At 70.5% G+C, this 24,663-nt stretch carries 23 protein-coding genes; 13 read left to right on the forward strand and 10 right to left on the reverse strand.

From position 1 onward, the window contains the following. Positions 1 to 13: 13 nt before the first annotated feature. Positions 14 to 958 (forward strand): NAD-dependent epimerase/dehydratase family protein, encoded by a 945-nt coding sequence (locus tag AWC24_RS13565; protein ID WP_085085653.1) that lies wholly within the window; start codon positions 14 to 16, stop codon positions 956 to 958. A gap of 145 nt (positions 959 to 1,103) precedes the next feature. Then, entirely contained in the window at positions 1,104 to 5,735 is a 4,632-nt protein-coding gene (locus AWC24_RS13570; protein ID WP_085085655.1) for an HAD-IC family P-type ATPase, read from the forward strand. Between the two features lie 12 nt (positions 5,736 to 5,747). Here the strand turns inward: AWC24_RS13570 and AWC24_RS22525 are convergent, their stop codons facing one another. The 4 genes from AWC24_RS22525 to AWC24_RS13585 form a co-directional block, all read right to left on the reverse strand. Next, entirely contained in the window at positions 5,748 to 5,921 is a 174-nt protein-coding gene (locus AWC24_RS22525; protein WP_165757744.1) for an Rv1535 domain-containing protein, read from the reverse strand. A 150-nt stretch (positions 5,922 to 6,071) separates the two neighbouring features. After that, positions 6,072 to 6,449 carry a DUF2304 domain-containing protein gene (locus tag AWC24_RS13575; protein WP_085085657.1) on the reverse strand — a complete coding sequence of 126 codons (378 nt, stop codon included), beginning with the start codon at positions 6,447 to 6,449 and terminating at the stop codon, positions 6,072 to 6,074. 13 nt (positions 6,450 to 6,462) lie between these two features. Continuing rightward, positions 6,463 to 7,185 (reverse strand): polyprenyl-phospho-N-acetylgalactosaminyl synthase PpgS, encoded by a 723-nt coding sequence (ppgS, locus tag AWC24_RS13580; protein WP_174813656.1) that lies wholly within the window; start codon positions 7,183 to 7,185, stop codon positions 6,463 to 6,465. Between the two features lie 41 nt (positions 7,186 to 7,226). Further along, on the reverse strand, positions 7,227 to 8,510 hold the full coding sequence (locus tag AWC24_RS13585) for a polysaccharide biosynthesis protein (protein ID WP_109560451.1): 1,284 nt from the start codon (positions 8,508 to 8,510) through the stop codon (positions 7,227 to 7,229). A 79-nt stretch (positions 8,511 to 8,589) separates the two neighbouring features. On the opposite strand from AWC24_RS13585, the gene AWC24_RS13590 reads away from it, so the two are divergent. Then, the gene (locus tag AWC24_RS13590) at positions 8,590 to 9,585 is read left to right on the forward strand and encodes a TerC/Alx family metal homeostasis membrane protein (RefSeq protein ID WP_085085659.1); all 996 of its coding nucleotides are present in this window, start codon (positions 8,590 to 8,592) and stop codon (positions 9,583 to 9,585) included. On the opposite strand, the gene AWC24_RS13595 is transcribed toward AWC24_RS13590, so the two are convergent. Beyond that, positions 9,574 to 10,011: a PNPOx family protein gene (locus AWC24_RS13595; protein ID WP_085085661.1), complete on the reverse strand. Its 438-nt coding sequence runs from the start codon at positions 10,009 to 10,011 to the stop codon at positions 9,574 to 9,576. The genes AWC24_RS13590 and AWC24_RS13595 overlap by 12 nt on opposite strands. 107 nt (positions 10,012 to 10,118) lie before the next feature. On the opposite strand from AWC24_RS13595, the gene AWC24_RS13600 reads away from it, so the two are divergent. After that, a complete protein-coding gene (locus AWC24_RS13600; protein ID WP_109560452.1) occupies positions 10,119 to 10,817 on the forward strand; it encodes a TetR/AcrR family transcriptional regulator in 699 nt (232 codons plus the stop codon). Here AWC24_RS13600 and AWC24_RS13605 read toward each other — a convergent pair. Further along, the gene (locus AWC24_RS13605) at positions 10,798 to 11,286 is read right to left on the reverse strand and encodes an inorganic diphosphatase (protein ID WP_085085663.1); all 489 of its coding nucleotides are present in this window, start codon (positions 11,284 to 11,286) and stop codon (positions 10,798 to 10,800) included. The two genes, AWC24_RS13600 and AWC24_RS13605, sit on opposite strands and share 20 nt — an antisense overlap. Before the next feature lie 80 nt (positions 11,287 to 11,366). Here AWC24_RS13605 and dacB point away from each other — a divergent pair, with 80 nt between their 5' ends. Genes dacB through hpt form a run of 4 tightly spaced genes read left to right on the forward strand, consistent with a single transcriptional unit; the run spans position 11,367 to position 15,430 of the window. Beyond that, positions 11,367 to 12,743 (forward strand): D-alanyl-D-alanine carboxypeptidase/D-alanyl-D-alanine endopeptidase, encoded by a 1,377-nt coding sequence (dacB, locus tag AWC24_RS13610; protein WP_085085665.1) that lies wholly within the window; start codon positions 11,367 to 11,369, stop codon positions 12,741 to 12,743. Then, on the forward strand, positions 12,740 to 13,795 hold the full coding sequence (locus AWC24_RS13615) for an Rv3626c family coenzyme F420 biosynthesis-associated protein (protein ID WP_085085781.1): 1,056 nt from the start codon (positions 12,740 to 12,742) through the stop codon (positions 13,793 to 13,795). Before dacB ends, AWC24_RS13615 begins: the two co-directional genes overlap by 4 nt. Then, positions 13,774 to 14,760 carry a tRNA lysidine(34) synthetase TilS gene (gene tilS / locus AWC24_RS13620; protein ID WP_085085667.1) on the forward strand — a complete coding sequence of 329 codons (987 nt, stop codon included), beginning with the start codon at positions 13,774 to 13,776 and terminating at the stop codon, positions 14,758 to 14,760. Before AWC24_RS13615 ends, tilS begins: the two co-directional genes overlap by 22 nt. A gap of 16 nt (positions 14,761 to 14,776) precedes the next feature. Next, the gene (hpt, locus tag AWC24_RS13625) at positions 14,777 to 15,430 is read left to right on the forward strand and encodes a hypoxanthine phosphoribosyltransferase (RefSeq protein ID WP_109560453.1); all 654 of its coding nucleotides are present in this window, start codon (positions 14,777 to 14,779) and stop codon (positions 15,428 to 15,430) included. 6 nt (positions 15,431 to 15,436) lie between these two features. Here hpt and AWC24_RS13630 read toward each other — a convergent pair whose 3' ends face one another. Continuing rightward, complete coding sequence (locus tag AWC24_RS13630) at positions 15,437 to 16,183, reverse strand: SIMPL domain-containing protein (protein WP_085085671.1); 747 nt, start codon at positions 16,181 to 16,183, stop codon at positions 15,437 to 15,439. A gap of 65 nt (positions 16,184 to 16,248) precedes the next feature. On the opposite strand from AWC24_RS13630, the gene AWC24_RS13635 reads away from it, so the two are divergent. Then, positions 16,249 to 17,100, forward strand: coding sequence for an SCO6745 family protein (locus AWC24_RS13635; protein ID WP_085085783.1), 852 nt, complete (start codon positions 16,249 to 16,251; stop codon positions 17,098 to 17,100). 7 nt (positions 17,101 to 17,107) lie between these two features. Here AWC24_RS13635 and AWC24_RS13640 read toward each other — a convergent pair whose 3' ends face one another. Genes AWC24_RS13640 through AWC24_RS13650 form a run of 3 tightly spaced genes read right to left on the reverse strand, consistent with a single transcriptional unit; the run spans position 17,108 to position 20,303 of the window. Continuing rightward, on the reverse strand, positions 17,108 to 18,124 hold the full coding sequence (locus tag AWC24_RS13640; protein ID WP_085085673.1) for a zinc-binding dehydrogenase: 1,017 nt from the start codon (positions 18,122 to 18,124) through the stop codon (positions 17,108 to 17,110). Continuing rightward, a complete protein-coding gene (locus AWC24_RS13645) occupies positions 18,124 to 19,320 on the reverse strand; it encodes an LLM class flavin-dependent oxidoreductase (protein WP_085085785.1) in 1,197 nt (398 codons plus the stop codon). The genes AWC24_RS13640 and AWC24_RS13645 overlap by 1 nt, the downstream gene beginning before the upstream one ends. Further along, a complete protein-coding gene (locus tag AWC24_RS13650; RefSeq protein ID WP_109560471.1) occupies positions 19,320 to 20,303 on the reverse strand; it encodes an alpha/beta fold hydrolase in 984 nt (327 codons plus the stop codon). Before AWC24_RS13650 ends, AWC24_RS13645 begins: the two co-directional genes overlap by 1 nt. A 149-nt stretch (positions 20,304 to 20,452) precedes the next feature. Here AWC24_RS13650 and ftsH point away from each other — a divergent pair, with 149 nt between their 5' ends. The 4 genes from ftsH to folB are packed head-to-tail and all read left to right on the forward strand — an operon-like array spanning position 20,453 to position 24,653. Then, entirely contained in the window at positions 20,453 to 22,831 is a 2,379-nt protein-coding gene (gene ftsH / locus AWC24_RS13655; RefSeq protein ID WP_085085675.1) for an ATP-dependent zinc metalloprotease FtsH, read from the forward strand. A gap of 16 nt (positions 22,832 to 22,847) precedes the next feature. After that, positions 22,848 to 23,426 (forward strand): GTP cyclohydrolase I FolE, encoded by a 579-nt coding sequence (folE, locus tag AWC24_RS13660; protein WP_085085677.1) that lies wholly within the window; start codon positions 22,848 to 22,850, stop codon positions 23,424 to 23,426. Beyond that, complete coding sequence (gene folP / locus AWC24_RS13665; protein ID WP_085085679.1) at positions 23,423 to 24,271, forward strand: dihydropteroate synthase; 849 nt, start codon at positions 23,423 to 23,425, stop codon at positions 24,269 to 24,271. The genes folE and folP overlap by 4 nt, the downstream gene beginning before the upstream one ends. Further along, the gene (folB, locus tag AWC24_RS13670) at positions 24,264 to 24,653 is read left to right on the forward strand and encodes a dihydroneopterin aldolase (RefSeq protein WP_085085681.1); all 390 of its coding nucleotides are present in this window, start codon (positions 24,264 to 24,266) and stop codon (positions 24,651 to 24,653) included. Before folP ends, folB begins: the two co-directional genes overlap by 8 nt. Positions 24,654 to 24,663: the final 10 nt, after the last annotated feature.

Consider the following 24,663-nt stretch of genomic DNA (forward strand, 5'->3'; position numbering starts at 1 on the left):
GTATGGTGGGCCGGTGCGAGCACTGGTCACCGGAGCAGCCGGATTCATCGGATCGACGCTGGTCGACCGCCTGCGGGCGGATGGGCATCCGGTGGTCGGACTGGACAATTTCGCGACCGGGCGGGCCACCAACATCGAGCATCTGGCCGGTGACGCCGATTTCAGCTTCGTCGAGGCCGACATCGTCACCGCCGATCTGGGCGACGTGTTGGCGCAGTACCGCCCGGAGGTCATCTTCCACCTGGCCGCCCAGATCGACGTGCGGCACTCGGTCGCCGACCCCCAGTTCGACGCCTCGGTCAACGTCGTCGGGACGATCCGGCTCGCCGAGGCGGCGCGTGCCGCCGGGGTGCGCAAGATCGTGCACACCTCCTCGGGTGGGTCGATCTACGGCACCCCGCCGCGCTATCCGACCACGGAGGACGACCCCACCGACCCGGCTTCGCCCTACGCCGCCGGCAAGGTGGCCGGTGAGATCTACCTCAACACCTTCCGGCACCTCTACGGCCTGCAGTGCTCGGCCATCGCCCCGGCCAACGTCTACGGCCCGCGGCAGGATCCGCACGGCGAGGCCGGCGTGGTGGCGATCTTCGCCCAGGCGCTGTTGCAGGGCACCACGACCAAGGTGTTCGGCGACGGATCCAACACCCGCGACTACGTGTTCGTCGACGACGTGGTCGACGCCTTCGTGCGGGCGTCGGGTGCGGCCGGCGACGGCCAGCGGTTCAATGTGGGCACCGGCGTGGAAACCTCGGACCGGCAACTGCATTCGGCGGTCGCCACCGCCGTGGGAGCGCCCGACGACCCGGAATTCCATCCGCCCCGGCTGGGCGATCTGAAACGTTCCTGCCTGGACGTCTCCCGGGCGCGGGAGGTGCTGGGCTGGCACCCGCAAGTCGGCCTGGCCGACGGCGTGGCCCGCACCGTGTCGTATTTCCGCCAGGTGAAATCGGCCTGAACGATGTGGCATACTTCCTCGACGGAGGGGAGTATTCCTTCGTCGCAGTGTCGTCATCTCGTCGCCCGTCATCGGACGACCGGTGCTGTGGGCCGGCTACCGGCGGAAGAGACCTCCAGCGCATCACAGACGCTGGAGGCAATCAATGGACGTGTTCTCGATCGGCCGCTTCGGTCTGGAGACCGTCGGCGCGGCGGCATCGTCGGTTCTCGGGGCCAGCCTGGACCTCGCCGCCATCCCGCTGCGCGAAAGCGCCCGAATCCTCGGCGGTGAGCGCTCCGATCTGACCAGCCGGCGCAGCTGGCGCGGTGCCGGACGGGCCTGGATCGAGGTCCGCGGACTCGACGAGGACGGCGGGGCCGACATCGGCGCCGAGGTGCTCGACGCGCTGCGGGCCCGCCCGGACGTGGCCTCGGTGCGGCTGAACCGCCCGCTGTCCCGGGTGATCGTCGAGATCGGTGACGACGCGTCGTTGGCCGAACTGTGCGCCACGGTGGAAGCGGTCGAGAAGTCCGCAGCGCTCAGCGTCAACGAGACCGCCGCACTGCCCGGCGACGGGCTGTTGTTGGCCGCCAAGGGCGCGATGGTGGGCGCGAACGCGGTGGGCTTGGCGATCGCGACGGCGGGCAGCGTGCTGCGCTGGCCGGCGGCGCCCAAGATCTTCGACGCCGCAGCATCGGTAGCGCGCTACCAGCCGTTGGTCCGGAACGCGCTGGAAAGCCGGATCGGGCCCACCCGAACCGATGCGGTGCTGTCGCTGGCCTCGCTCGGCTCACACATCATCACCATGTCGCCGGCGATCCTGGCGGTGGACCTGATGGTGGAGGGCTTGAAAGCGTCCGAGGCCCGCGCCGGGGCGCTGGCCTGGAACCGCTACGAGCCGGAGCTGGCCCGCTGGGCCGAGCACCCGGAAGTGCACCGCGCGCCGCGTCCGGTGCCACGGCCGCACGGGCCGGCCGAACGCTATCTGCGACGGACCGCGGTCGCCCAGGTGCTCGCCACCGGCGTGGTCGGCGCCATCACCCGCAACCTGGACATGACCTCCAGCGCGATCCTGGCGACCTCGCCGAAAGCGGTACGCACCAGCTGCGAGTCGTTCGCCGCGACGCTCGGGCAGGGACTGGCGGACGCGCACGAGGTGCTGCCGCTGCGGCCGGACAGCCTGCGCCGCCTGGACAAGATCGACACCGTGGTCATAGACCCGCGGGTGCTGGCCGGCGAACAGCGCCGGGTGGTGCAGATCCGCGGCGCCACCGAGCACGAGCTGCCGCAGGCCTGGAACAACGCGCAGCGCTTGCTGGACAAGCCCGGACTGCGTCCGGGCTGGCATCGGGTCCGCATGACGGCACGCGACCGCGCCGAAGCGGTGGAGGCGCTGATCCTGCCCACCCACCACGCCCTGGCCTCGGCGGTGGTGCTCGAGGGCCGGGCCTCCGGAGCGGACCTGGTCACCGTGGACACCGACATCCTCGGCGAGCTGCGTCCCGGCTTCGACGACGTCCGCCCGGCGCCGGGCGTGCGTGACCCGGGCGGGATGGACGCCGCACTGGCTGCCGTCGTGACCGATCTGCAACAGTCCGGCCGCACCGTCGCCGTGCTGTCGAGCGCGGCGGCGCAGGCGCTGGCGGCGTCGGACCTGGCGCTCGGGGTCATGCCGGATTCGGAAACCGCCGCGCCGCCTTTTCATGCCGACCTGCTGCTGGCCGATCTGGGTGCGGCATGGCAGCTGCTGCGCGCGCTGCCGGCCGCCCGCGACGCCACCGAGCGCGGTGTGGCGATCTCGATCGGCGCTTCGACCATCGCCGGGCTGCTGCTGGTGCGCGGCGTCCGGGCGACCATTCCCGGGCTCGGGGCGTCACCGGGCCGCGGTCCCGGCCCGGTGACGGTCGGTGCGGGCGCCGGGATGCTGTCGGGGTATCTGCTCGCCCGTCGGGTACTGGGGGCTCGTGCTCCCCAGCCGGCGCCGGCCTATGAGTGGCACGCCATGTCGGTCGAGCAGGTGCGCGAGTTGTTGGGTCCGGATGCGGTGACGCCGCTGGCCGAGCGGGCACCGGTCGACACCGGTCCGCAGGGCATGTTCTGGCCGTACTTCCACGCCGTGCGCGCCGAACTTTCCGACCCGATGACCCCGATCCTGGCGCTGTGCTCGGCGGCGACCGCCATGCTGGGCTCGCCGATCGATGCCGTGATGGTGGGCACCGTGCTCACCGGCAACGCCATGCTGGCCGCCTACCAGCGGCTGCGCGCCGAGAGCCGGCTGAACACGCTGCTGGCGCAGCAGGCCCCGCCGGCCCGGGTGGCCTTGACCGGCGCCGACGGGTCGCGGACCTACCGAGAGATCGTGGCCGAACAACTGCTGCCCGGCGACGTGATCGAGGTGCGCAGCAACGAGGTGGTGCCGGCCGATGCCCGGCTGATCGAGCAGTGCGATGTCGAGGTCGACGAGTCGTCGTTGACCGGTGAGTCGTTGTCGGTCGGCAAGCAACTGGACCCGACGCCCGGTGCGGAACTGGCCGAGCGCAGCTCCATGCTCTATGCGGGCACCACGGTGATCGCCGGGACGGCGCTGGCCATCGTGACCGCGGTGGGCGGCGACACCCAGTCCCGTCGGGCCTCCGAACTGGCCTCCGGGGAGCTGCCCGAGGTGGGCCTGCAGCATCACTTGTCGCAGCTGATGCACCGGACGTTCCCCTACAGCGCCGCCGGCGGTGTGGCCGTCGGCGCGCTCGGCCTGCTGCGGCAGGGCGGCCTGCGGGTGGCACTGGGCAACGCGATCGCGGTCGCGATCGCCGCGGTCCCGGAGGGGATGCCGCTGATGGCGACCCTGGCCCAGCACGCGTCGTCGCAGCGGTTGAGCAAATCGGGTGCGCTGGTACGGATCCCACGATCGGTGGAGGCGCTGGGCCGGGTCGACGTGGTCTGCTTCGACAAGACCGGAACGCTGTCCGAGAACCGGTTGCGGGTCACCACGGTGCACCCGGTCGGGGGATACTCCGACGACGACGTGCTCGGCACTGCGGCGCAGGCGGCACCGGCTCCCGGCGGTGCGGCGTACGCGCACGCCACCGACCAGGCGATCGTCGAGGGCGCGGCCGCCGCTGCCGGCGCCCGGCCGTGGACCGAACCGGACGCGCACCTGCCGTTCCGGTCCGGTCGCGCGTTCTCGGCCTCGGCGCTGGGATCGGAGCTGGTGGTAAAGGGCGCACCGGAAGTGGTGCTCGAGGCCTGCAAGAACGCCGGCGCGGCCGAGGAACAACAGGTTGCCGAGATGGCCGCTCGCGGGTTGCGGGTCATCGCGGTAGCGCAGCGCAAGCTGACCGCGGCGCAGCAGCGAGCGGTTCGGGAGGACCCCGAAGGCACCGAGCGGATCACCGAGGTGGCCTGCTCCGGGTTGACGCTGATTGGGTTCCTCGGCCTGGCGGACACGCCCCGCGCCGACGCCCCGCGGCTGCTGTCCGATCTGGCGGCCCGCGGCATCGACATCCGGATGATCACCGGCGACCACCCGATCACGGCCACCGCGATCGCGGCCGAGATGGGCGTCACCGTCGGCGCCGAGCAGGTCATCACCGGCTCGGAGTGGAATGCGTTGAACCGCAAGGACCAAGAGCGGGTGGTCTGCGAGCGGGTGATCTTCGCGCGCATGTCGCCGGAGAACAAGGTGCAGATCGTGCAGACCCTCGAGCGGGCCGGGCGCGTCTCGGCGATGGTCGGTGACGGCGCCAACGACGCCGCCGCGATCCGGGCCGCCACGGTGGGGCTGGGGGTGGTGGCGCACGGCAGCGACTCGGCGCACGCCACCGCCGACGTGGTGCTGACCGACGGGAAGATCGGCGCGCTGGTCGACGCGATCGACGAGGGCAGGCGGCTGTGGCGGGGCGTGCAACTCGCCATCTCCGGACTGCTGGGCGGCAATGCCGGCGAGGTGATGTTCTCCGTCATCGGGACGGCGGTCACCGGTGATTCGCCCCTGAACACCCGGCAGTTGCTGCTGATGAACACCTTGACCGACGCGTTGCCGGCCACCGCGGTCGCGGTCAGCACCCCGGCGGGCCCGATCGGCGGCGCCGTGCCCGGCCTCGATGAGAAGAAACTGTGGCGCGCGGTGGCATTCCGGGGCGGGGTTACCGCGGCGGCGGGCACCGCAGCCTGGGTCATGGGGAGGGCGAGCGGCACGCCGCAGCGGGCCTCGACGGTGGCGCTGATCTCGCTGGTGACCACCGAGCTCGGTCAGACCGTGGTCGACTCGCGGGCGCCGTTGGTGCTGGCGACCGCGGCCGGATCCTTCGTGTTGTTCGCCGCGATGGTGTCCACGCCCGGGGTCAGCCAGTTGCTGGGCTGCACTCCGGTCGGCCCGATCGGCTGGGCGCAGGGGGTGGGCACCGCTGCGGTGGCCACCGCAGCGGTGGCCGTGGCGGACCGACGCCCGGCCGCCCTCAAGGAGATCGCTGCGGCCGAGCCCGAGCCGGCGACGGTGGTGGCGCTTCCGGCGGGCAAAGAGGTGGCGGCCAGCAAAGTTCCGGCGAAGAAAGGTCCGGCGGCCAAGAAGCCGGCTGGCAAGAAGCCGGCGGCCAAGAAGGCCCCGGTGAAGAAAGCGCCGGTGAAGAAAGCCTCGGCGAAGAAAGCCCCGGTGAAGAAAGCCCCGGCGAAGAAAGCCCCGGTGAAGAAAGCCCCGGCGAAGAAAGTTTCGGCGGAGAAAGGTCCGGCGGCCAAGAAAGCCTCGGCCAAGAAAGCCGCCGCGAAGAAGCCGGCCCGGAGACTCGAAGTGGTGCGCTGAGGCGGAGCTTCATCACGCCGACCTGAGGAGCTTCGCCGCCGTGGCCGCCGGGGGCGTTGAGCGGCGTTGCTCGACCTCGATCACGCCGGCACGCCAGAGCACCGCGTACAACTCGACGATCGGCACGGTCAGGGCCGTGGCTGTGACTTCGACCAGCGGCTCCGCGAGGACTTCGGTCGCCTTCATAGGCCCCAGGGTGACCGCCGCAGCGAGACGACCGGGAAACCGACTGTTACGAGTCGGCCAACTGTCGCCGAACTACTGTGTTTTTTGCGGCGGTTACAGCTTCGCCTCTCCTTCGTCGAGCCTCGCTGAACCGCGGTGTTGATGCGGCGGTTACAGCTTCGCCTCTCCTTCGTCGAGCCTCGCTGAACCGCCGGGTCCGGGGGGTTGGGCCTGGGCGAGCGCTACTACCCGCGCCAGCCGCGCGTAGCGCAACTCCAGGTCGCGGAACCGCATATAGGTGCTCAAGGTGGTGAACGCGAACACCATGATCAGCACATACAGCATCAGATCGGTGCCGCGGCGCACGCCGAGCCAGTTGGCCAACACGGTGGTGTCATCGGGGCGCAGCACCGCGTAGATGCCGGCCACCACGAACCCCAGATAGCCGACCTTGACCCAGGCCCGGGACTGGGCGGATCCCCGCGACAGCAGCAGGTAGATCAACAATGCCAGCACCGCCGCGATCAGCAGCACTTTGATCCAGTTCACGAGGCGATCCCGGTCATCGCGACATCCTTTTGCGCAGTAGCCCGTCGAACAGGATGTTGACGCCGTTGAGTAACGGCTGGCCCTTCGACTTGGAGTAGTCGGTGTAGAGCACCTCGACCGGCTCTTCGCCTACCCGCCAATGGTTTTCGGCGATCAGAGCGATGAACTCCCCGGCGTGGCTCATCCCGGTCATGGTCAGGTCGAGACGGTCGGCGACCCGCCGGTTGAACACCCGCAGGCCGTTGTGGGCATCGGAGAGCCCGAGGCGGCGGATCCGCGGGTTCAGCCACACCGCGGCCCGCAGCACCAGCCGTTTGAGGGGCGGTACGGCGGCCGCCGCCTCGGCCGCGGCGAACCGCGTGCCGATGACGATGTCGAGGTCGTCGTCATCGAGGCGCTCGATCATGCGTACCACGTCGGCCACCCGGTGCTGACCGTCGGCGTCGAAGGTGGCGAACAGTCGGGCGCCGGGTCGGTTGCGGGCGAACTCGACCCCGGTCTGGATGGCCGCGCCCTGGCCGAGGTTGACCGGATGCCGCACGACATGGGCGCCGGCGCGCCGGGCGATCGCGGCGGTGTCGTCGGCGCTTCCGTCGTCCACGCAGACCACCGCCTCGAAAACGGCGCGGATTCCGGCGATCACGTCGCCGATGACGGCCGCCTCGCCGAAGGCCGGGACGATGATCCAGACGTCGGGGTAGGGCGTTGACCTGGTAGCGATGTCTAAAAAATACACCTGGGCGCGCCGCCGTCGGCGCAGCCGGGCCGGTCGGCGGGTCAGGGAGCGGCGCGCAGCGCGGTCAGGTGAGCCGCGATTCCCACCAGCGGCCCGCACAGCAGTGCCACCACGGTTCGGGTCGGCAGTTCCAGCGGCAGCATCAGCAGCAACGTGGAGGCGACGGTGGCCCCCACCCAGCCCAGCGCGTAGGCGCGATGCAGTGCCGCGGCCACCGTGGCCGCGCCGGTGAGCGTGAGCAGTGCGATCGCGGTCGCCCCCGCCGTCAGCCCGGCCAGCAATGCCCCGCCGGTGTGGTAGTCCGGGCCGAAGACGGTGCGCAGCAGCCACGGGCCGACCAGGCCGGCGGCCACCGCTCCGGCCGCGCCCACCGCGGCGACGGTTGCGGCCGGGATGCTCAGCGCCCGCAGTCGCCGGCCGCGTTGGTCGACGAAGTGGGCGATCAGGTTGCCCTGCAGGGCGGTCAGTGGCACCAGTAGGGGCGCGCGGGTCACGGTCACCGCCAGGATCACCACGCCGCCCTCGGCGCCGAGCTCGCCGTAGGTGGCCTGCAGCAGCACCGGGAAACCCATCACCAGGACGGCGCTGGCACCGGCCGCGGTGATCGAATGCGCGGCGCCGCGCAGGAAGTCGGTGGTGCCCACCGGGGTCAGCAGCCGGGCTGCCGACCGGGCCGCGGGGGAGGCGGCCAGCAGCAGCAGCCAGGCCATCGCGCCGGCGACGGTGGCCCACAGGAACCCGACCAGGCCCCAGCCGACGGCGAACGTCGCGGTGGCCACCGCCACCCGGATGCCGGCGTCGGTCACCATCAACGCCCCGTACTGGGTCCACCGGTTGGTGCCGGCCAGCGTTCCGAGCAGGGTGGCGTGCACCGCGAAGTTGGCCAGCCCGAAGCACAGCAACCCGACGGACAACCAGCGCGCCTCGACGAACACGTGGCCGCTCCACAGCGGCGAGGTCCCCGCCACCAGCCCGGCGGCCACCACGCCGGCCAGCCCGGCCACCCACAGCGGGCGGGTGTGCCGAGGCCGAGTCGATGGGCGGCCCGCGCCGGCCTCGCTGCCGAACCGGACCTCCCGGGTGGTTTCCTGCAGCAAGCCGTTGGTGGCCCCGGCGACCAGGCCGAATGCCCCCCAGAACACGCTGAACACCGAGAAACCGGCCGGATCCAGGTCACGCGCCGCCAGGTAGAGCACCGCATAGCCGCACAGCGCGCTGAGCAGGGTTGCGGTGCCGACCCGGGCCACACTGGCCCGGGTGACGGGACCGGCGGGCAGCCCGCCGCCGGATCGGCGGGGTCCGGTACCACCGATTTCGGTCACCACGGCGAAAATACTAAGCGGGCCGCGCGGTAGGTTCGGGCGGCCCGCTCAACACTGTTGACTTGCCGACCGGAGGCCCACCTTGGACCCGTCGCTGTTGGAATGGCTGGTGACGGTCGCGGGACTGTCCGTGGTGCTCGGATTCGACCTGTTCCTGGTCGCCCGCCGGCTCCACGAGCCGACGATCCGCGAGGTCGCGACGCGGTTGACGTTCTACATCGGTCTGGCGGTGGCGTTCGGCGTCTGGGTGTGGGCGCATCACGGCCCGAAGTACGGCATGCAGTTCTTCGCGGGCTGGCTCACCGAGTACAGCCTGTCGGTGGACAACCTGTTCGTCTTCGTGATCATCATGAACAGCTTCAACGTGCCCAAGAAGTACCGGCAAGAGGCCCTGTTCGTCGGCATCGTGCTGGCGTTGTCGTTCCGCTCGGTGTTCATCGCGGTGGGCGGGGTTGCCGCGCAACGTCTCTCGTGGACGTTCTACCTGTTCGGCGCGTTCATGGCCTACACCGCGATCAAACTGCTGCGACACGGCGACCACGTCGGCGACGGCGGCCAGGGCAACAACGTCGTGGTGCGGTTCGCCCGCACCCACTTCAATGTCACGAATCGCTGGGCCGGTGTGCGGTTCTTCACCCGGGACGATGCCGGAGCCTGGGCCATCACCCCGATGTTCCTGGTGGCGCTGGCGCTGGGCACCACCGACCTGGTGTTCGCCATGGATTCCATCCCGGCCATCTACGGCCTGACCCGCGAGCCCTACCTGGTGTTCGCCGCCACCGTGTTCGCCCTGATGGGTTTGCGGCAGCTCTACTTCATCCTTGGCAAACTGTTGAACCGGTTCGTGTATCTGTCCCGCGGGCTGGCCCTGATCCTGGGCTTCATCGGGGTGCGGATGGTGTTGCACGCGCTGCGCACCAACGAGGTGTGGTTCATCAACTCCGGCCGCAACTTCAACGTCCCGGAGATTCCCACGCCGGTGAGTCTGGCGGTCGTCGCCGGGGTGCTGGTGCTGACGACGATGGCCAGCCTGTACCGGACCCGCGGCGGCGCCGAGACCGTCGGGTCACCCGAGTGAGAAGACCGGGATCGCCGGTGCCGCGGACCGCAGTTCGTCGTCGCCGGAGTCCGGTGTCACCCCGGACATGAACCCCTTGACCTGCCAGTGCCACCGTCGCAGGTACTGGCGCAGCACCACCGGTTTGTCGTCGTGGGAGACTTCGGTGACCCGGGTCGGGGTCCGGCGCCAACGCGGTCCGAGCAGCACCTCCCCGGCGGCTCGTGCGTTGCGTACCCACTCGGTTTCGCCGCGGGGCGCCACCAGGTAGTCCACCCCGTCGACGGACAGCAGATTGATCACGACGCCGCGCAGTTCGCCGCTCTTGCGGCCCCGCACGGCGAGTGCGCGGGTGCCGGCGATGCTGATGCCGGCCTCGGCGAGCCGGCGGATCAGCGCATTGCCGAACCGGGCGGGTGCGCTCGGTCGGTCGTATCGGGTGGTCATGCCGCACCCCTTCCGTTATGAGAGCACTGCTCTCGCTTAAAGGTGATCCTGACACGGCGTGCCGGCAAAAGCAAGAGCGGTGCTCTCGAATCTGTCAGACTCACCGCATGGGCAAACGGCAGGAGTCGCGGGAACGCATCGAGGCGAAGATCATCGAGGTCGGCCGGCGCCATCTGCTGGCGCACGGGGGCGCAGGGCTGTCACTGCGTGCCGTCGCCCGAGACCTCGGGATGGTCTCCTCGGCGGTCTACCGCTATGTGGCCGGCCGCGACGAGTTGCTCACCCTGCTGGTAGTCGACGCCTATTCCGACCTCGCCGACACGGTGGACCGGGCCCGCGCGCCGGCGACCTCGTGGCGCGGCGAGTTCCGGGTTATCGCCCATGCGGTGCGCGACTGGGCGTTGGCGCACCCGGCCCGGTGGGCATTGCTGTACGGCAGTCCGGTGCCGGGCTATCACGCGCCCGCCGAACGGACCGTCGTCCCCGGCACCCGGGTGATCGCGGCAACACTGGAGGTGGTCGCGGCGGGGATCGCTGCCGGCGACATCGCTGTCACCGAACAGCTTGCCCCGCAGCCGGTCTCGTCGGACTCCGATCGTGTTCGCGAGGAGTTCGGTTTCACCGGCGACGACGGCGTCGTCGCGAAATGCTTCCTGGTGTGGGCCGCCGTGGTCGGCGCGATCAGCCTGGAAGTCTTCGGCGGCTACGGCGCAGACACCTTGTCGGCGCCCCGGCAGATGTTCGATCTGCAGCTCGGCCTGCTGCTGGAGCTGCTGTCCGGCGGCGTCAGTGACCGGAGGTCTTGAACCGCTCGATCGACCGGGTGATCTCGGCCTCGGCCTCGGCGCGGCCCACCCAGTCGGCGGCCTTGACGAACTTGCCCGGCTCCAGGTCCTTGTAGTGCACGAAGAAGTGCTTGATGGCTTCCAGTTCGTGGTCCGGCACGTCGCCGATGTCGGCGATGTGGTCCCAGCGGTGGTCGCCGGCCGGCACGCACAGCACCTTGTCGTCGCCGCCGGCCTCGTCGGTCATCCGGAACATCCCCACCGCGCGGGCCTCGACGAGCACGCCGGGGAACACCGACTGCGGCAGCAGCACCATCGCGTCCAGCGGGTCGCCGTCCTCGCCGAGAGTGTCCTCGATGAAGCCGTAGTCGGCGGGGTAGCCCATCGGCGTGTAGAGGTAGCGGTCGAGCTTGACCCGCCCGGTGGCGTGGTCGATCTCGTACTTGTTGCGCTGGCCCTTGGGGATTTCGATGGTCACGTCGAATTGCACGCCGCACAGTCTAAGGCGGCCGGAGTCATGCCCCGACCCCGCCCTTCCGGCACAATTGGCCCCGACAGGCAGGGAGGGACATGGACTCCACTCGGTGGCGGCACAGCAGCACCCATCTGGGGATCGCGGGAGCGGTACTGGCATTGGCCGCCGCCGTGGTGGTGGTGGCCGCGGTGGTGCTCCCCGACGAGTCCGGCGCAGGTGCCCACGTCGTCGCGCCGGCGCCGACGGCGACCGCCGAGCCGGGGGTCGTCCCGGTCGCCGACGACGCCCCGGTTCCCACCGGCAGCGCCCTGGCCGCCGCCATGTCGGCCGCGCTGGCCGACCCCAACCTGGGCCGCCTCACCGGGCGCATCACCGACGCGCTGACGGGCAAGGCGCTGTGGACGCAGCAGGAAGATCTGCCGATGCAGCCGGCGTCGACCAACAAGGTGCTCACCGCGGCCGCCGCACTGCTGGCGCTGGATCTGAGCACCCGCGTCACCACCCGGGTGACCGCCGGTGATCAGCCCGGCGTGGTGGTGCTGGTCGGCGCGGGTGACCCGACGCTGTCGACGGCCGAGGTCGGCCAGGACACCTGGTACCGCGACGCCGCCCGGATCAGCGACCTGGCCGACCAGGTCCGCCGCAGCGGTGTGACGCCCACCGAGGTCCGGGTCGACGTGTCGGCGTTCAGCGGCCCGGCCATGGCGCCGGGCTGGGACCCGGACGACATCGAAGGCGGCGACATCGCCCCGATCGAGGCGGTGATGGTCGACGGCGGCCGGATCCAGCCGACCACCGTCGAGTCCCGGCGGTCGCGGACCCCGGCCCTGGACGCCGGCGAGGCGCTGGCCGCCGAACTGGGGGTCGATGCCGACAAGGTCAGCATCGCGACCGCGTCGGTGACCGGACGGGAACTGGGCGCGGTCTCCTCGGCGCCGCTGGTGGTGCGCCTGGCCGAGATGATGAACGCCTCGGACAACGTGATGGCCGAATGCATCGGCCGGGAGGTGGCCGCGGCGATGGGCCGGCCGCGATCCTTCGCCGGCGCGGTCGACGCGGTGACCAACCGGCTGGCCACCGCCCACATCGCGGTCAGCGGCGCCACCCTGTACGACTCCAGCGGGCTGTCCGTCGACAACCGGTTGTCCGCCCGCAACCTCGACGCGGTGGTGCAGGCGGCCGCCGGTCCGGATCAGCCGGAGTTGCGGCCGCTGTTGGACATGCTGCCGGTTGCCGGTGGCAGCGGCACGCTGTCCGATCGTTTCCTCAACCCCAAGACGGGGCGCGGTGCGGCCGGCTGGCTGCGCGCCAAGACGGGTTCGCTGACCCGCACCAATGCGCTGGCCGGCATCGTCACCGACCGGGACCGCCGGGTGCTGACGTTCGCGCTCATCTCCAATGACGCCGGGCCGACCGGCCGGACCTCGATCGATGCGCTGGCCGCGGTGCTGCGGACGTGCGGATGCGGATGACCGAGCTCGATGTCGGCCGCGCGGTGGACTGGGGGTTCGCCGCCACGGTCGGCGGCTGGCTGGTGCGCCCGGCGCCGCCGATGACCGACTACACCCGACGCCAGGTGATCGACGATCTGCACCGCAGCGCCCGGGCCGCCGAACCACTGGTGCGGGAGGTCACCGGGTTGGGCCCTGAAGTCTCGGACGGGTCGGTGCCCGAAGCGCGCGTCATCGACCGGCCGCAGTGGATCGCCGCCGCCGCCGACTCGATGCGGGTGATGACGGGCGGCACCGAGAAGCCGGTCGGGTTCCTCAGCGGCCGGCTGGCCGGGGCGCAGACCGGCGCGCTGCTGGCCTTCGTCTCCGCCGGCATCCTGGGCCAGTACGACCCGTTCTGCGCCGACGACGGGCACGGGACGGGGCAGCTGCTGCTGGTCTACCCCAACGTGGTTGCCGTCGAGCGGCAACTGCGGGTCTCACCGGCCGACTTCCGGCTCTGGGTGTGCCTGCACGAGGTGACTCACCGGGTGCAGTTCTCCGTCAACCCCTGGCTGGCCGACTACATGTCGACGTCGCTGGCGGTGCTCACCGGCGACAGCAGCCCGGATCTCACCCAGGTGGTGGGCAGGTTGGCCGATTACGTGCGGGGCCGCCACGCCGCCGACGTTTCAGCCGGACCCTCGGGAATCCTGGGTCTGGTGCGGGCGGTGCAGTCCGAGGAGCAGCGCACCGCGCTGGACCAACTGCTGACGCTGGGCACGCTGCTCGAGGGCCACGCCGACCACGTGATGGACGCGGTCGGGCCGGTGGCGGTGCCCTCGGTGGCGACGATCCGGAACCGCTTCGAGGAACGTCGCCAGCGCAGCCAGCCGCCGCTGCAACGGTTGTTGCGCGCGCTGATGGGCCTCGACGCCAAGCTCAGCCAGTACACCCGCGGCAAGGCGTTCGTCGACGCCGTGGTCGGCCGGGTCGGCATGGACCGGTTCAACGCGGTGTGGTCGAGCCCGCAGCATCTGCCGTTGCCCGCCGAGATCGAAGAGCCGCAGCAGTGGATCGATCGGGTGCTGTAGCCCGGCTGCGCGCCGCGCTGTCGGTGTTCGCCGAGCACCATCTGCCCGAGGCGGCGCCGTGGTGCGTGGCGCTGTCGGGCGGTCCGGACTCGCTGGCCCTGACCGCCGTCGCGGCGCGGCTGCGGCCCACCACGGCGCTGATCGTCGACCACGGCCTGCAAGCCGGCTCGGCGCAGGTCGCGGATCGTGCGCGCAGCCAGGCAATCGAGCTGGGATGCGTTGATGCGCAGGTCATCCCGGTGACGGTCGGCAGCAAAGGTTTTCGAGGCGGCCCCGAGGCGGCGGCCCGCAGCGCCCGTTACGCCGCGCTGGACGTGGCCCGCGATCAGGCCTCGGTGCTACTGGGTCACACCCTTGACGACCAGGCGGAGACCGTGCTGCTGGGGCTGGGGCGCGGATCGGGGCCCCGGTCGCTGGCCGGGATGCGGCCCCATGACCCGCCGTGGTGCCGGCCGCTGCTCGGGGTGCGGCGCGCGGCGACCCGGGAGGCCTGCACCGAGCTGGCACTGACGCCCTGGATCGATCCGCACAACAGTGATAAGCGCTTCACCCGGGTGCGGCTGCGCTCCGAGGTGCTGCCACTGCTGGAGGACGTGCTGGGCGGCGGGGTGGCCGAGGCGCTGGCCCGCAGCGCGATCGCACTGCGGGAGAACACCGAGCTGATCGACGCCCTGGCCGACCAAGCCGCGCCGGAGCTCGCGGACGCCCCCGGTGCGGCCGACGCCGGGCTGGACACCGCGCATCTTGCCGGGCTGGCCGGCCCGGTCCGGCGGACGCTGATCCGCCGCTGGCTGCTCGCCGGTGGCGGCCGCGGGCTGACCGACCTGCAGATTCGCGCGGTGGAACGGCTGGTCACCCAGTGGCGCGGCCAGGGCGGGGTGGCGGTCGGATCGGAGCTGCGCGGTGAGCGGCTCTTCGCCGTCCGCGGCGATGGCGTGCTGCGGCTGCGCCGCGAGCCGGTCTGAGCATCGGGGGTGATTTGTGCGTTGGGAGTTGGTTGTCGAACATCGCGCATGGCACGCTGTGCTGGTGGCTGCGTTCTCGCCGGGAGAGACACCCGAGTCGTACGCGGGGGACATCAAATCGGTGCTGCTGACCGAGCAGCAGATTCGTGCCCGCACCGCCGAACTGGGCGCGCAGATCGCGGCCGACTACACCGACGGCTCGAAGCCGGCCGTGCAGGGTGAGAGCGCAGATCTGCTGCTGATCACCGTGCTCAAGGGCGCGGTGCTGTTCGTCACCGACCTGGCCCGGGCGATCCCGCTGCCCACCCAGTTCGAGTTCATGGCGGTCAGCTCCTACGGCTCCTCCACGTCGTCGTCGGGGGTGGTGCGCATCCTCAAGGACCTGGACCGCGACATCAGCGACCGCGACGTGCTGATCGTCGAGGACGTCGTCGACTCCGGCCTGACCCTGTCATGGCTGCTGCGCAATCTGGCCGCCCGCCGGCCCCGGTCACTGCGGGTCTGCACGCTGTTGCGCAAACCCGACGCGGTTCGCGCCGGAGTCGACATCGCCTACGTGGGCTTCGACATCCCGAATGACTTCGTGGTCGGCTACGGGCTGGACTACATCGAGCGCTACCGCGACCTGCCCTACATCGGCACCCTGGATCCGCGGATCTATCAGAGCTGATCGCCGTCAGCTCAGCTCCCACACCGCGGTCACCGAGAAACCCACCGTCTGCTGGCCGGGCTCCACCGGGGGCGGGGCGGCCATCGCGCGGGGCATCGGCATCCCCCCCGCCTCCCGGTGCTCGGTTGCGCCGGCCACCTCGGAAATCGACAGCACGCGGCCCAGGTTCAGGCCGGACAGCTGTGCGTACTGCTCCGCGCGGTCCTTGGCGTCGTTGAAGGCCCTTTCCCGGGCGTCGCGCACCAGCTGCGAATCGTCCTCGATGGAGTAGCTGACCCCGTTGATCCGGGTGGCGTCGCCGCCGGCCCGCACGATCACGGCCAGTACCTGGGAGGCGGAATCCCGTTCGACCTTGACCCGGATCGTGTTGCCGGCCCGGTACCCGGTGATGTTCGCCGAACCGCCGGGCTCGGCGTTGCTGTACTGCGGCTGCAGGCTGACTCCGGTGGTGCTGATGTCCTTGCGGTCCACCCCGGCGTCGATCAGCGCGTCGATCACCGCCTGCTGGCGCTCGCTGGTCTGATTCATCGCGGTGGTGACGTCGGCGGCGACGAACTCGATGCCCGCCTCGGTGGTCAAGGTGTCCGGGATGCCTTGCACCTCACCGGATCCGATGACAGTCACCTGTCGGGGCAGGTCCGCGCCGTCGGTGCCGGGCACGGCGTCGCAGCCGGCCAGCGCGGCGGTGGTCAGGCCCGCCAGGGCCAGCGTCGTCGACCAGCGGAGCATGACCCGGGCGCGGCGTGTCGGCATGACTGGCACCCTATCGGAGTCAAGGACCGGGGCTTGTCAAAAGCCGGATGCGGCACACTGGGGTGATGACCGTTGCGCCCTCGAGAGCATTGTCCAACGCCATCGAAGCCTTCGCCGGGCAGGTGTATTTCGCGCCGGAATGTCACCGCGGTTACGCGGCGCTCGGTTTCGGGCCCAGTCCGGCGACCTCCGGCGGCGTCGAAATGCCCGACGGGCCGGCCTACTTCTGCAGTCGCGGCTCGGCGCTCGGGCAGGCCTCCGGGCAGGTGATCGCCGCGACCTTCGGGGTGTTCAACCCGGCGGTGGTGGTTCCGGCGGTCGACTACGGCTGGACGCTCACCGACGCCCCGGCCATCCGCACGGCCCGCACCGAGGGCTCGGTGGCCCAACTGCGACGCGTCCTCGGCGACGCACCGGACGGCCTCGATCGGGCGGTGGGACTGCTGGGCCGGGCCGCCGACGGGCTGTCGGTGGCGGGCAAGCCGCTGTTCGCCGGGCTGGTCGCCGACGGGTTGGTGGGCGACCCGCTCACCGACGCCTGGCTGCTGGCCGACCAGTTGCGGGAGTTCCGCGGTGACGCGCACGTGAACGCCTGGGTCGCAGCGGGTTTCGATGCCGTCGAGATCGGCTTGATCACCGAGCTGTACCGCGGGTTGCCGCCGCGCAGCTATGTGCGCAGCAGGGCCTGGAGTGAGGACGAGCTGAGTGCCGGCGAGGCCCGGCTCGCCGAGCGGGGTCTGGCCCGCCAGGGCGTACTCAGTGACGCCGGGCGCGCGGCCCGTGAGTCGGTCGAGACGGCGACCGATGCGGCGTGTGAACCGATCGTGGCCCGGCTCGGCGACGAGTTGGCCGACTTGGTCGAGCTGGTGGGCGGCTGGTCCAAGCGGCTGCGCGAGGCCGGCGCCTTCCCCTCCTGAACCTGGTTCAGGGCGTGACCAGGATCTTGCAGTGCCGGTCCGGGTCGGCCAGATCGTCGAATGCCGCCCCCACGCCATCGAGTCCGACTTCGCCGGTGATCAGCGGTGCCACGTCGATGCGGCCCTCGGCGATCGCCTGTAGTGAGGCGGTGAACTCCGCGGGCTCGTAGGCCAACACGAACTGCACGTTGATCTCCTTGGCGACGCCGAAGAACGGGTGCACGGTGTCGGGCTGCATGCACACCCCGGCGACCACCAGTCGGCTGCCGGCCGGTGCGCGCCGCAGCACGTCGTCGATGATCCCGGGCACGCCGACCGCTTCGAAGATCACCTTCGGGGTGGCCGCGTCGAACGGGGAACCAGCGGCCGGGTCCAGTGACCGATGCGCGCCCATCGCCGTCGCGAGATCGCGCCGGGCATGTGAATAGTCAGCTGCCACAATGTGTTCCACACCGCACATTCGCAGCGCCGCGATGATCGCGATCCCGATCGGGCCGCAGCCCAGCACCAGTGCCGTATCGCCGGGCGCGATGCCGGACTTGTTGACCGCGTGCAGACCCACCGCCATCGGCTCGGTCAGCGCGGCGTACCGGGGGTCCAGCCCGTTCGGGATCGGCAGCAGCAACGGGGCCGACAACAACATCTTCTCGGCGTAGCCGCCCATGGTGGTGTTGGAGTAGACGATCGGTTCGATGCCTTTGGCGGCCAGCAGAACCGGAATCGACGTGACCGGCGTGCCGGCGGGAAAGGTATCGGTGCCGGGTCCGCCCTGCAGCACCCGGGCGCTGAACTCGTGGCCCATGAAGATGTCGGCGCCCAGATCGACTGCGGTCTCGGCGGCGGGAGTCCCGGCCATCGACCTCGTCGCGGCCAGTACCTGTTCACCGTGCGCGGCGAAGTGCAGATCGGATCCGCAGATGCCGCAGGCCAACACCTCGACCAGCACCTGACCCGGGCCGGGCGTCGGCTCCGGCACGTCGTCGCGGTAGACCATCCGCCCGTCGCGCAGCACTGCGGCGCGCATCACCGCGGTCCGGTTTCGCCCGCGTGCTCGGCGGCGTGCTCCACCACGGCGTTCTTGATCGCCTCGCCGGCCCGGCCGAACAAGGTGTCGCGCATGCCCTTGGCCCACTCGTGTGACGCCCGCGGCGCGACGAGTTGCCCCTTGAAGTGAGGAATCACCTTGCGGGCCAACAACTCATAGCTGTGGTAGGTCGCCTCCGGCGATGCCCAGTCGTGCCCCAGGAACAGCAGGGTGCCGAACCCGCCGGAGCGCTCCAGCAGGTCGGTGATGTGCTCGATCGCATCGTCGGGGGTGCCGATGCAGCAGCTGCCCGCCGCGGCGTAGGCCTCGACGAACTCGGTCGGGGTCTGCGGCGAGCCCTCGACCTCGCTGGCCAGCGGGACGAACCCGGCCGCGCCGAAGTAGTTCGCGAAATCCTGCAGGCCGTAAGTGCAGTCGGCTACCGCCTGTTCGCGGGTGTCGGCGATGTGCATGATGCTCAACACCCGCCAGCCGGCACGATCGGGCTCGTCGCGGCCGGCCTTGGCGGCTTGGCCGCAAACCACCTGCCAGGCGGTTTCCAGCGCGGCGAAGCCGCCCGGCACCGACATCGACAGCGACAGCAGCGAGGTGCCCAGGGTGCCGGCCAGGCGCGGTCCGGACGGCGAGATCATCGCCGCTGTCGAGATCTCCGGATAGGGCCAGGTGTAGGGCCGGATGTGCAACGAGGCGTCCCGCAGGGTGAACCAGTCCGAGTGGCGGGTGACCAATTCGCCGGGCTCGGCGCGGAACAGCGCGAGGATCGCCTCCAGCGACTCCTGCATCATCCGGCGCTGCTCGACGGGATCGATGCCCATCATGTGGGCGTCGGTGGGCAGCGCACCCGGCCCGGTGCCGAACATCACCCGGCCCCGGGTCAGGTGGTCGAGCAGCACCCAGCGGTCGGCCACCATCAGCGGGTGGTGATAGGGCAGCGAGACCACGCCGGTGCCCAGCCGGATGTGCTTGGTGCGTTCGGCGGCCGCCGCGATGAACACCTCGGGGCAGGCGATCAGCTCGTAGCCACCCGAGTGGTGCTCGCCGAACCAGGCCTCGTCGAACCCCAGCCGGTCCAGCGCGACCACCCGTTCCAGGTCGTACTCCAGTGCGACCGTCGGGGACTGGCCCAGCGCGTGAAACGGCGTGATGAACACCCCGAAGCGCAGCGGCGCGGCCATCACGACCACCGCTCGGCCGGCAGGGTCGCCAGGAACTCCAGCAGCGCCGCGTTGACCTCGTCGGGCCGCTCCTGTTGCAGCCAGTGGCCGGCGCCGTCGATCATCACCTCGCGGTAGGGGCCGGTCACCAGTTCGGTGGCCCGGTCGCGTCGGGTGAAGCTCAGCACCGGGTCGGCGGTTCCGGCGACGAACAGTGCTGGAACGTCGATGGTGGCGGCGGGTGGATTGGCCATGATCTCCCAATTGCGGTCGAGGTTGCGGTACCAGTTGAGCCCGCCGGTGAAACCGGTACGGGTGAACTCGGCGATGTAGTGGTCGAGTTCGTCGGCGCTGATCCAGTCCGGCCGTGCGGCCGGCTCGGCCAGCCGTTCGATGAAGCCCGCCGGGCCGGGGGCGGTCATCCGCACCGCCGAGTCACGATCGGCCGGACTCAGGCTGCCCATCATCCGGCGCATGGTGCGAGCCGTATCGGAGCCCAATTCCGCGTCGGCGACACCGGGCTGCTGGAAATAGAGCATGTAGAAGAAGTTCTCGCCGAAGATCTTGCCGAACGCCTCGGTGGGAGCGACCTGCGGGCGCGGTACCGGCGGCACGCTGAGGCCCACCACGCCGGCCACCCGCTCGGGGTGTAGTTGCGCGGCGCTCCACACCACCGGCCCACCCCAGTCGTGGCCGATCCAGACCGCGCGCTGCGCCCCGACGTCGTCGAGCAGGCCGACCAGGTCGCCGGTGAGTGCCGCGATGTCGTAGGCCGCGATCTCCTCCGGGCGCGTCGAACCCCCGTAGCCGCGCTGATCGGGGGCCAGCACATGAAAGCCCGCATCGGCCAGCGCCGGGATCTGATGCCGCCACGAATAGGCCAGTTCCGGGAAACCGTGCGCCAATAGAACAACCGGGGCGCCGGGACCGTTGTGGTCGCCCGCCTCGGTGACCCGCAGCGTCACGCCGTTGGTGTCGATGAGGCGTTCGGTTTGGTTGGCCACCGTCTCACCAAAGCACAACCGGACCCGGGCGGAGAAGGGATTGCCGGGTCCGGCCAGCTCCAACCCATGCCGGGCGACCGGGGCGGTAGCCTGAACATGCCCAGCTGCATGTACTGGAAGGATTTGGGCCGAGTTCGGCCGAATGTCTGATGAATCGCAAAAACGTGATCCGCACCGTCACCGCGATCGCCGTGGTGCTGTTGCTCGGTTGGTCGTTCTTCTATTTCAGTGACGACACCCGCGGATACAAACCCGTCGACACCTCGGTCGCGGTGGCCCAGATCCACAGCGGCAACGTCAAGAGCGCCCAGCTCGACGACCGCGAGCAACAGTTGCGGCTGGTCCTGAAGGACCCGCTCCCCGGCGCCGAGCTCTCCGACAAGGACGACAAGACCGCCAAATCGGGCAAGTCCGAGCCGGTCGACAAGCTGATCACGAAGTACCCGACCGGGTACGCGGTGCCGCTCTACACGGCGCTGACCAAGAAGAAGGCGGAGATCAACACCGTCGTCAACCAGGGCAGCATGCTGGGCACGCTGCTGATCTACATGCTGCCGATGCTGCTGCTGATCGGGCTGTTCGTGATGTTCTCCCGGATGCAGGGCGGTGCCCGGATGGGCTTCGGGATGGGCAAATCCCGGGCCAAACAGCTGGGCAAGGACATGCCCAAGACCACCTTCGCCGATGTCGCCGGCGTCGACGAGGCGGTCGAAGAGCTCTACGAGATCAAGGACTTTCTGCAGAACCCGGGCCGCTACCAGGCGCTGGGCGCCAAGATCCCCAAAGGCGTGCTGCTCTACGGCCCGCCGGGCACCGGCAAGACGCTGCTGGCCCGCGCGGTGGCCGGCGAGGCGGGCGTGCCCTTCTTCACCATCTCCGGCTCGGACTTCGTCGAGATGTTCGTCGGGGTCGGCGCCTCCCGGGTGCGGGACCTGTTCGAACAGGCCAAACAGAACAGCCCGTGCATCATCTTCGTCGACGAGATCGACGCCGTCGGACGCCAGCGCGGCGCCGGGATGGGCGGCGGCCACGACGAGCGTGAGCAGACGCTGAACCAATTGCTGGTCGAGATGGACGGCTTCGGTGAACGGGCCGGTGTCATCTTGATCGCAGCCACCAACCGCCCCGACATCCTCGACCCGGCGCTGCTGCGGCCCGGCCGGTTCGACCGTCAGATCCCGGTGACCAACCCCGATATCGCGGGGCGGCGCGCGGTGCTGCGGGTGCATTCGGCGGGCAAACCGATCGGGCCGGACGCCGACCTGGACGGGCTGGCCAAGCGCACTGTCGGCATGTCCGGCGCCGATCTGGCCAACGTGATCAACGAGGCGGCGTTGCTGACCGCTCGCGAGAACGGCACCGTCATCACCGGCGCGGCGCTGGAGGAGGCCGTCGACCGGGTGATCGGCGGGCCGCGGCGCAAGAGCCGGATCATCAGCGAGCACGAGAAGAAGATCACCGCCTACCACGAGGGCGGGCACACCCTGGCGGCGTGGGCGATGCCCGATATCGACCCGGTCTACAAGGTCACCATCCTGGCCCGCGGTCGCACCGGCGGGCATGCGGTGGCGGTGCCCGAAGAGGACAAGGGGTTGCGCACCCGCTCGGAGATGATCGCCCAGCTGGTGTTCGCCATGGGTGGGCGCGCCGCCGAGGAACTGGTGTTCCGCGAGCCGACCACCGGCGCGGTCTCCGACATCGAGAAGGCCACCCAGGTCGCCCGGGCGATGGTCACCGAGTACGGCATGAGCGCCAAGCTCGGCGCGGTGCGCTACGGCAGCGAACACGGCGACCCGTTCGTGGGGCGCACCATGGGCACCCAACCGGACTACTCCCACGAGGTGGCTCGCGACATCGACGACGAGGTGCGCAAGCTCATCGAGGCGGCCCACACCGAGGCCTGGGAGATTCTCACCGAATACCGCGACGTGCTCGACACGCTGGCCGGCGAGCTGCTGGAGAAGGAGACGCTGCACCGCGCCGATCTGGAGAAGATCTTCGGTGACGTGGCCAAGCGGCCGCGGCTGACCATGTTCGACGACTTCGGCGGCCGGGTTCCGTCCGACAAGCCGCCGATCAAGACTCCCGGTGAGCTGGCCATCGAGCGCGGTGAGCCGTGGCCGCAGCCGCGGCCCGAGCCGGCGTTCAAGGCCGCCATCGCCCAGGCGAGCCGAGAGGCGGCGGCCCGGGCGGGGGAATCCGGTACCAACGGCAGCAACGGCGTGCCCGCCGGCGACGGCGGGCCGGGAACCCAGCCGGACTACGGCGCCCCGGCAGGCTGGCATGCACCCGGCTGGCCGCCCCCGCCTGCCCAGCAGCAGCCGCCGCCGCAGTCGCCGCAGCAGCAGTCCGGTTACTGGTACCCGCCGCAGCAGTGGCCGCAGCAGGGCTACCCGCCGGCGCAGCCCTACCCGCCGTATCAGCCGTACCCCGCACCCCCGCCGGCACCGGCGGCGCCGCCCGGCGAGGGCGACGGCCACCAGCGCGGCGCTGAGAAGAACAGGTCCGAACCGCCGTCCGGCGACTGAGAGAGTGGGATCGGCGATGACCTCAACAGGTTTCGATCAAGCGCGCGCCGAAGCCGCGGTGCGCGAACTGCTGTACGCGGTCGGCGAAGACCCGGACCGGGCGGGTCTGATGGACACCCCGGCGCGGGTGGCCCGGGCTTATCAGGAGATGTTCGCCGGGCTCTACACCGACCCGGACACGGTGCTGGAGACCACCTTCGACGAACAGCACGATGAAATGGTGCTGGTCAAGGAGATCCCGCTGTACTCGACCTGCGAGCATCACCTGGTCTCCTTTCACGGTGTCGCTCATGTCGGTTACATCCCCGGCGACGACGGCCGGATCACCGGCTTGTCCAAGCTGGCGCGGGTGGTGGACCTCTACGCCAAGCGGCCGCAGGTGCAGGAGCGGCTGACCGGACAGGTCGCCGACGCCCTGATGCGCAAACTGAACCCGCGCGGGGTCATCGTGGTGGTCGAGGCCGAGCACCTGTGCATGGCGATGCGGGGGGTGCGCAAGCCCGGTGCGATCACCACGACGTCGGCGGTGCGCGGTCAGTTCAAATCCGACAGCGCGTCGCGCGCCGAAGCCCTGGAACTCATCCGGCGCAAGTGAACCCGACATGCGCCCAAGTCGTCGGGGTGGTCAACGTCACCGCCGACTCGTTCTCCGATGGCGGGCGCTACCTGAACCCCGACCGGGCCGTGGAACACGGACTGGAATTGGTGGCCGAGGGGGCGGCGATCATCGACGTCGGGGGTGAATCGACCCGGCCCGGCGCGGTGCGCGCCGATCCGCGGGCTGAAGCGCAACGGGTAGTTCCTGTTGTGAAAGAACTGGCCGCCCACGGTATTACCGTCAGCATCGACACGATGAACGCAGCCGTCGCCGGGGCCGCACTGGACTGCGGAGCCGAGATCGTCAACGACGTCTCCGGCGGGCGGGCCGATCCGGCGATGGCGCCGCTGCTGGCTGCCTCGGGTGCCCGCTGGGTGCTGATGCACTGGCGCCCGGTCGATCCCGAATATTCGCATCGCGTTCCCGGCTACCGTGACGTCGTCGTCGAAGTTCGTGCCGACCTGCTCGCCTCGGTCGACGCTGCGGTCGCCGCCGGTGTGGACCCGGCGAAGTTGATCATCGATCCGGGGTTGGGATTCGCCAAAACGGCGCAACACAATTGGGCCCTGCTGAAGGCACTGCCGGAGCTGGTCGGCATCGGGATGCCGGTGCTCGTCGGGGCCTCCCGAAAGCGGTTCCTCGGTACGCTGCTGTCCGGAGCGGACGGCGCGCCGCGACCGCCCGACGAGCGGGAGACGGCCACCGCGGTCGTCTCGGCGCTCGCCGGTCTGCACGGCGCCTGGGGTGTGCGGGTGCACGACGTGCGGGCCTCGGTCGACGCGCTCCGGGTCGTCGAAGCCTGGACCTCAACCGGGGAACAAGGAGGCACGAGCGATGACTGACCGGATCGAATTGCGCGGCTTGAAGGTTCGCGGCAACCACGGCGTGTTCGCCCACGAGCGGGCCGACGGACAGGACTTCATCGTCGACATCACGGTGTGGATGGACCTGTCGGTGGCGGCGGCTAGCGACGCGCTGGCCGACACCTACGACTACGGGGTACTGGCCCAGCGTGCCGCCGGCATCATCGCCGGGCCGGCCCGCGACCTCATCGAGACCGTCGCCACCGAGATAGCCGACGAGGTCATGGCCGATATGCGGGTGCAGGCGGTGGAGGTGACGCTGCACAAGCCGCACGCCCCGATCCCACTGACCTTCGCCGACGTCGCGGTGGTGGTGCGGCGATCACGGCGCGACCGGCGCGGCACGGTGGTTCCGGCATGACAGCGATGAG

This window comes from Mycolicibacter senuensis (assembly GCF_002101885.1).
In the GTDB taxonomy this organism is placed as follows: domain Bacteria; phylum Actinomycetota; class Actinomycetes; order Mycobacteriales; family Mycobacteriaceae; genus Mycobacterium; species Mycobacterium senuense.

What these genes read in the sequence shown, in the direction of transcription:
- AWC24_RS13570 (WP_085085655.1), top strand. Translation starts at nt 1,104, where the DNA reads ATGGACGTGTTCTCGATCGGCCGCTTCGGTCTGGAGACCGTCGGCGCG.
- dacB (WP_085085665.1), top strand. Translation starts at nt 11,367, where the DNA reads ATGGACTCCACTCGGTGGCGGCACAGCAGCACCCATCTGGGGATCGCG.
- ftsH (WP_085085675.1), top strand. Translation starts at nt 20,453, where the DNA reads ATGAATCGCAAAAACGTGATCCGCACCGTCACCGCGATCGCCGTGGTG.
- folE (WP_085085677.1), top strand. Translation starts at nt 22,848, where the DNA reads ATGACCTCAACAGGTTTCGATCAAGCGCGCGCCGAAGCCGCGGTGCGC.
- AWC24_RS13600 (WP_109560452.1), top strand. Translation starts at nt 10,119, where the DNA reads ATGGGCAAACGGCAGGAGTCGCGGGAACGCATCGAGGCGAAGATCATC.
- AWC24_RS13645 (WP_085085785.1), bottom strand. Translation starts at nt 19,320, where the DNA reads ATGGCCGCGCCGCTGCGCTTCGGGGTGTTCATCACGCCGTTTCACGCG.
- AWC24_RS13630 (WP_085085671.1), bottom strand. Translation starts at nt 16,183, where the DNA reads ATGCCGACACGCCGCGCCCGGGTCATGCTCCGCTGGTCGACGACGCTG.
- AWC24_RS22525 (WP_165757744.1), bottom strand. Translation starts at nt 5,921, where the DNA reads ATGAAGGCGACCGAAGTCCTCGCGGAGCCGCTGGTCGAAGTCACAGCC.
- AWC24_RS13640 (WP_085085673.1), bottom strand. Translation starts at nt 18,124, where the DNA reads ATGCGCGCCGCAGTGCTGCGCGACGGGCGGATGGTCTACCGCGACGAC.
- AWC24_RS13595 (WP_085085661.1), bottom strand. Translation starts at nt 10,011, where the DNA reads ATGACCACCCGATACGACCGACCGAGCGCACCCGCCCGGTTCGGCAAT.
- AWC24_RS13615 (WP_085085781.1), top strand. Translation starts at nt 12,740, where the DNA reads ATGACCGAGCTCGATGTCGGCCGCGCGGTGGACTGGGGGTTCGCCGCC.
- AWC24_RS13635 (WP_085085783.1), top strand. Translation starts at nt 16,249, where the DNA reads ATGACCGTTGCGCCCTCGAGAGCATTGTCCAACGCCATCGAAGCCTTC.
- folB (WP_085085681.1), top strand. Translation starts at nt 24,264, where the DNA reads ATGACTGACCGGATCGAATTGCGCGGCTTGAAGGTTCGCGGCAACCAC.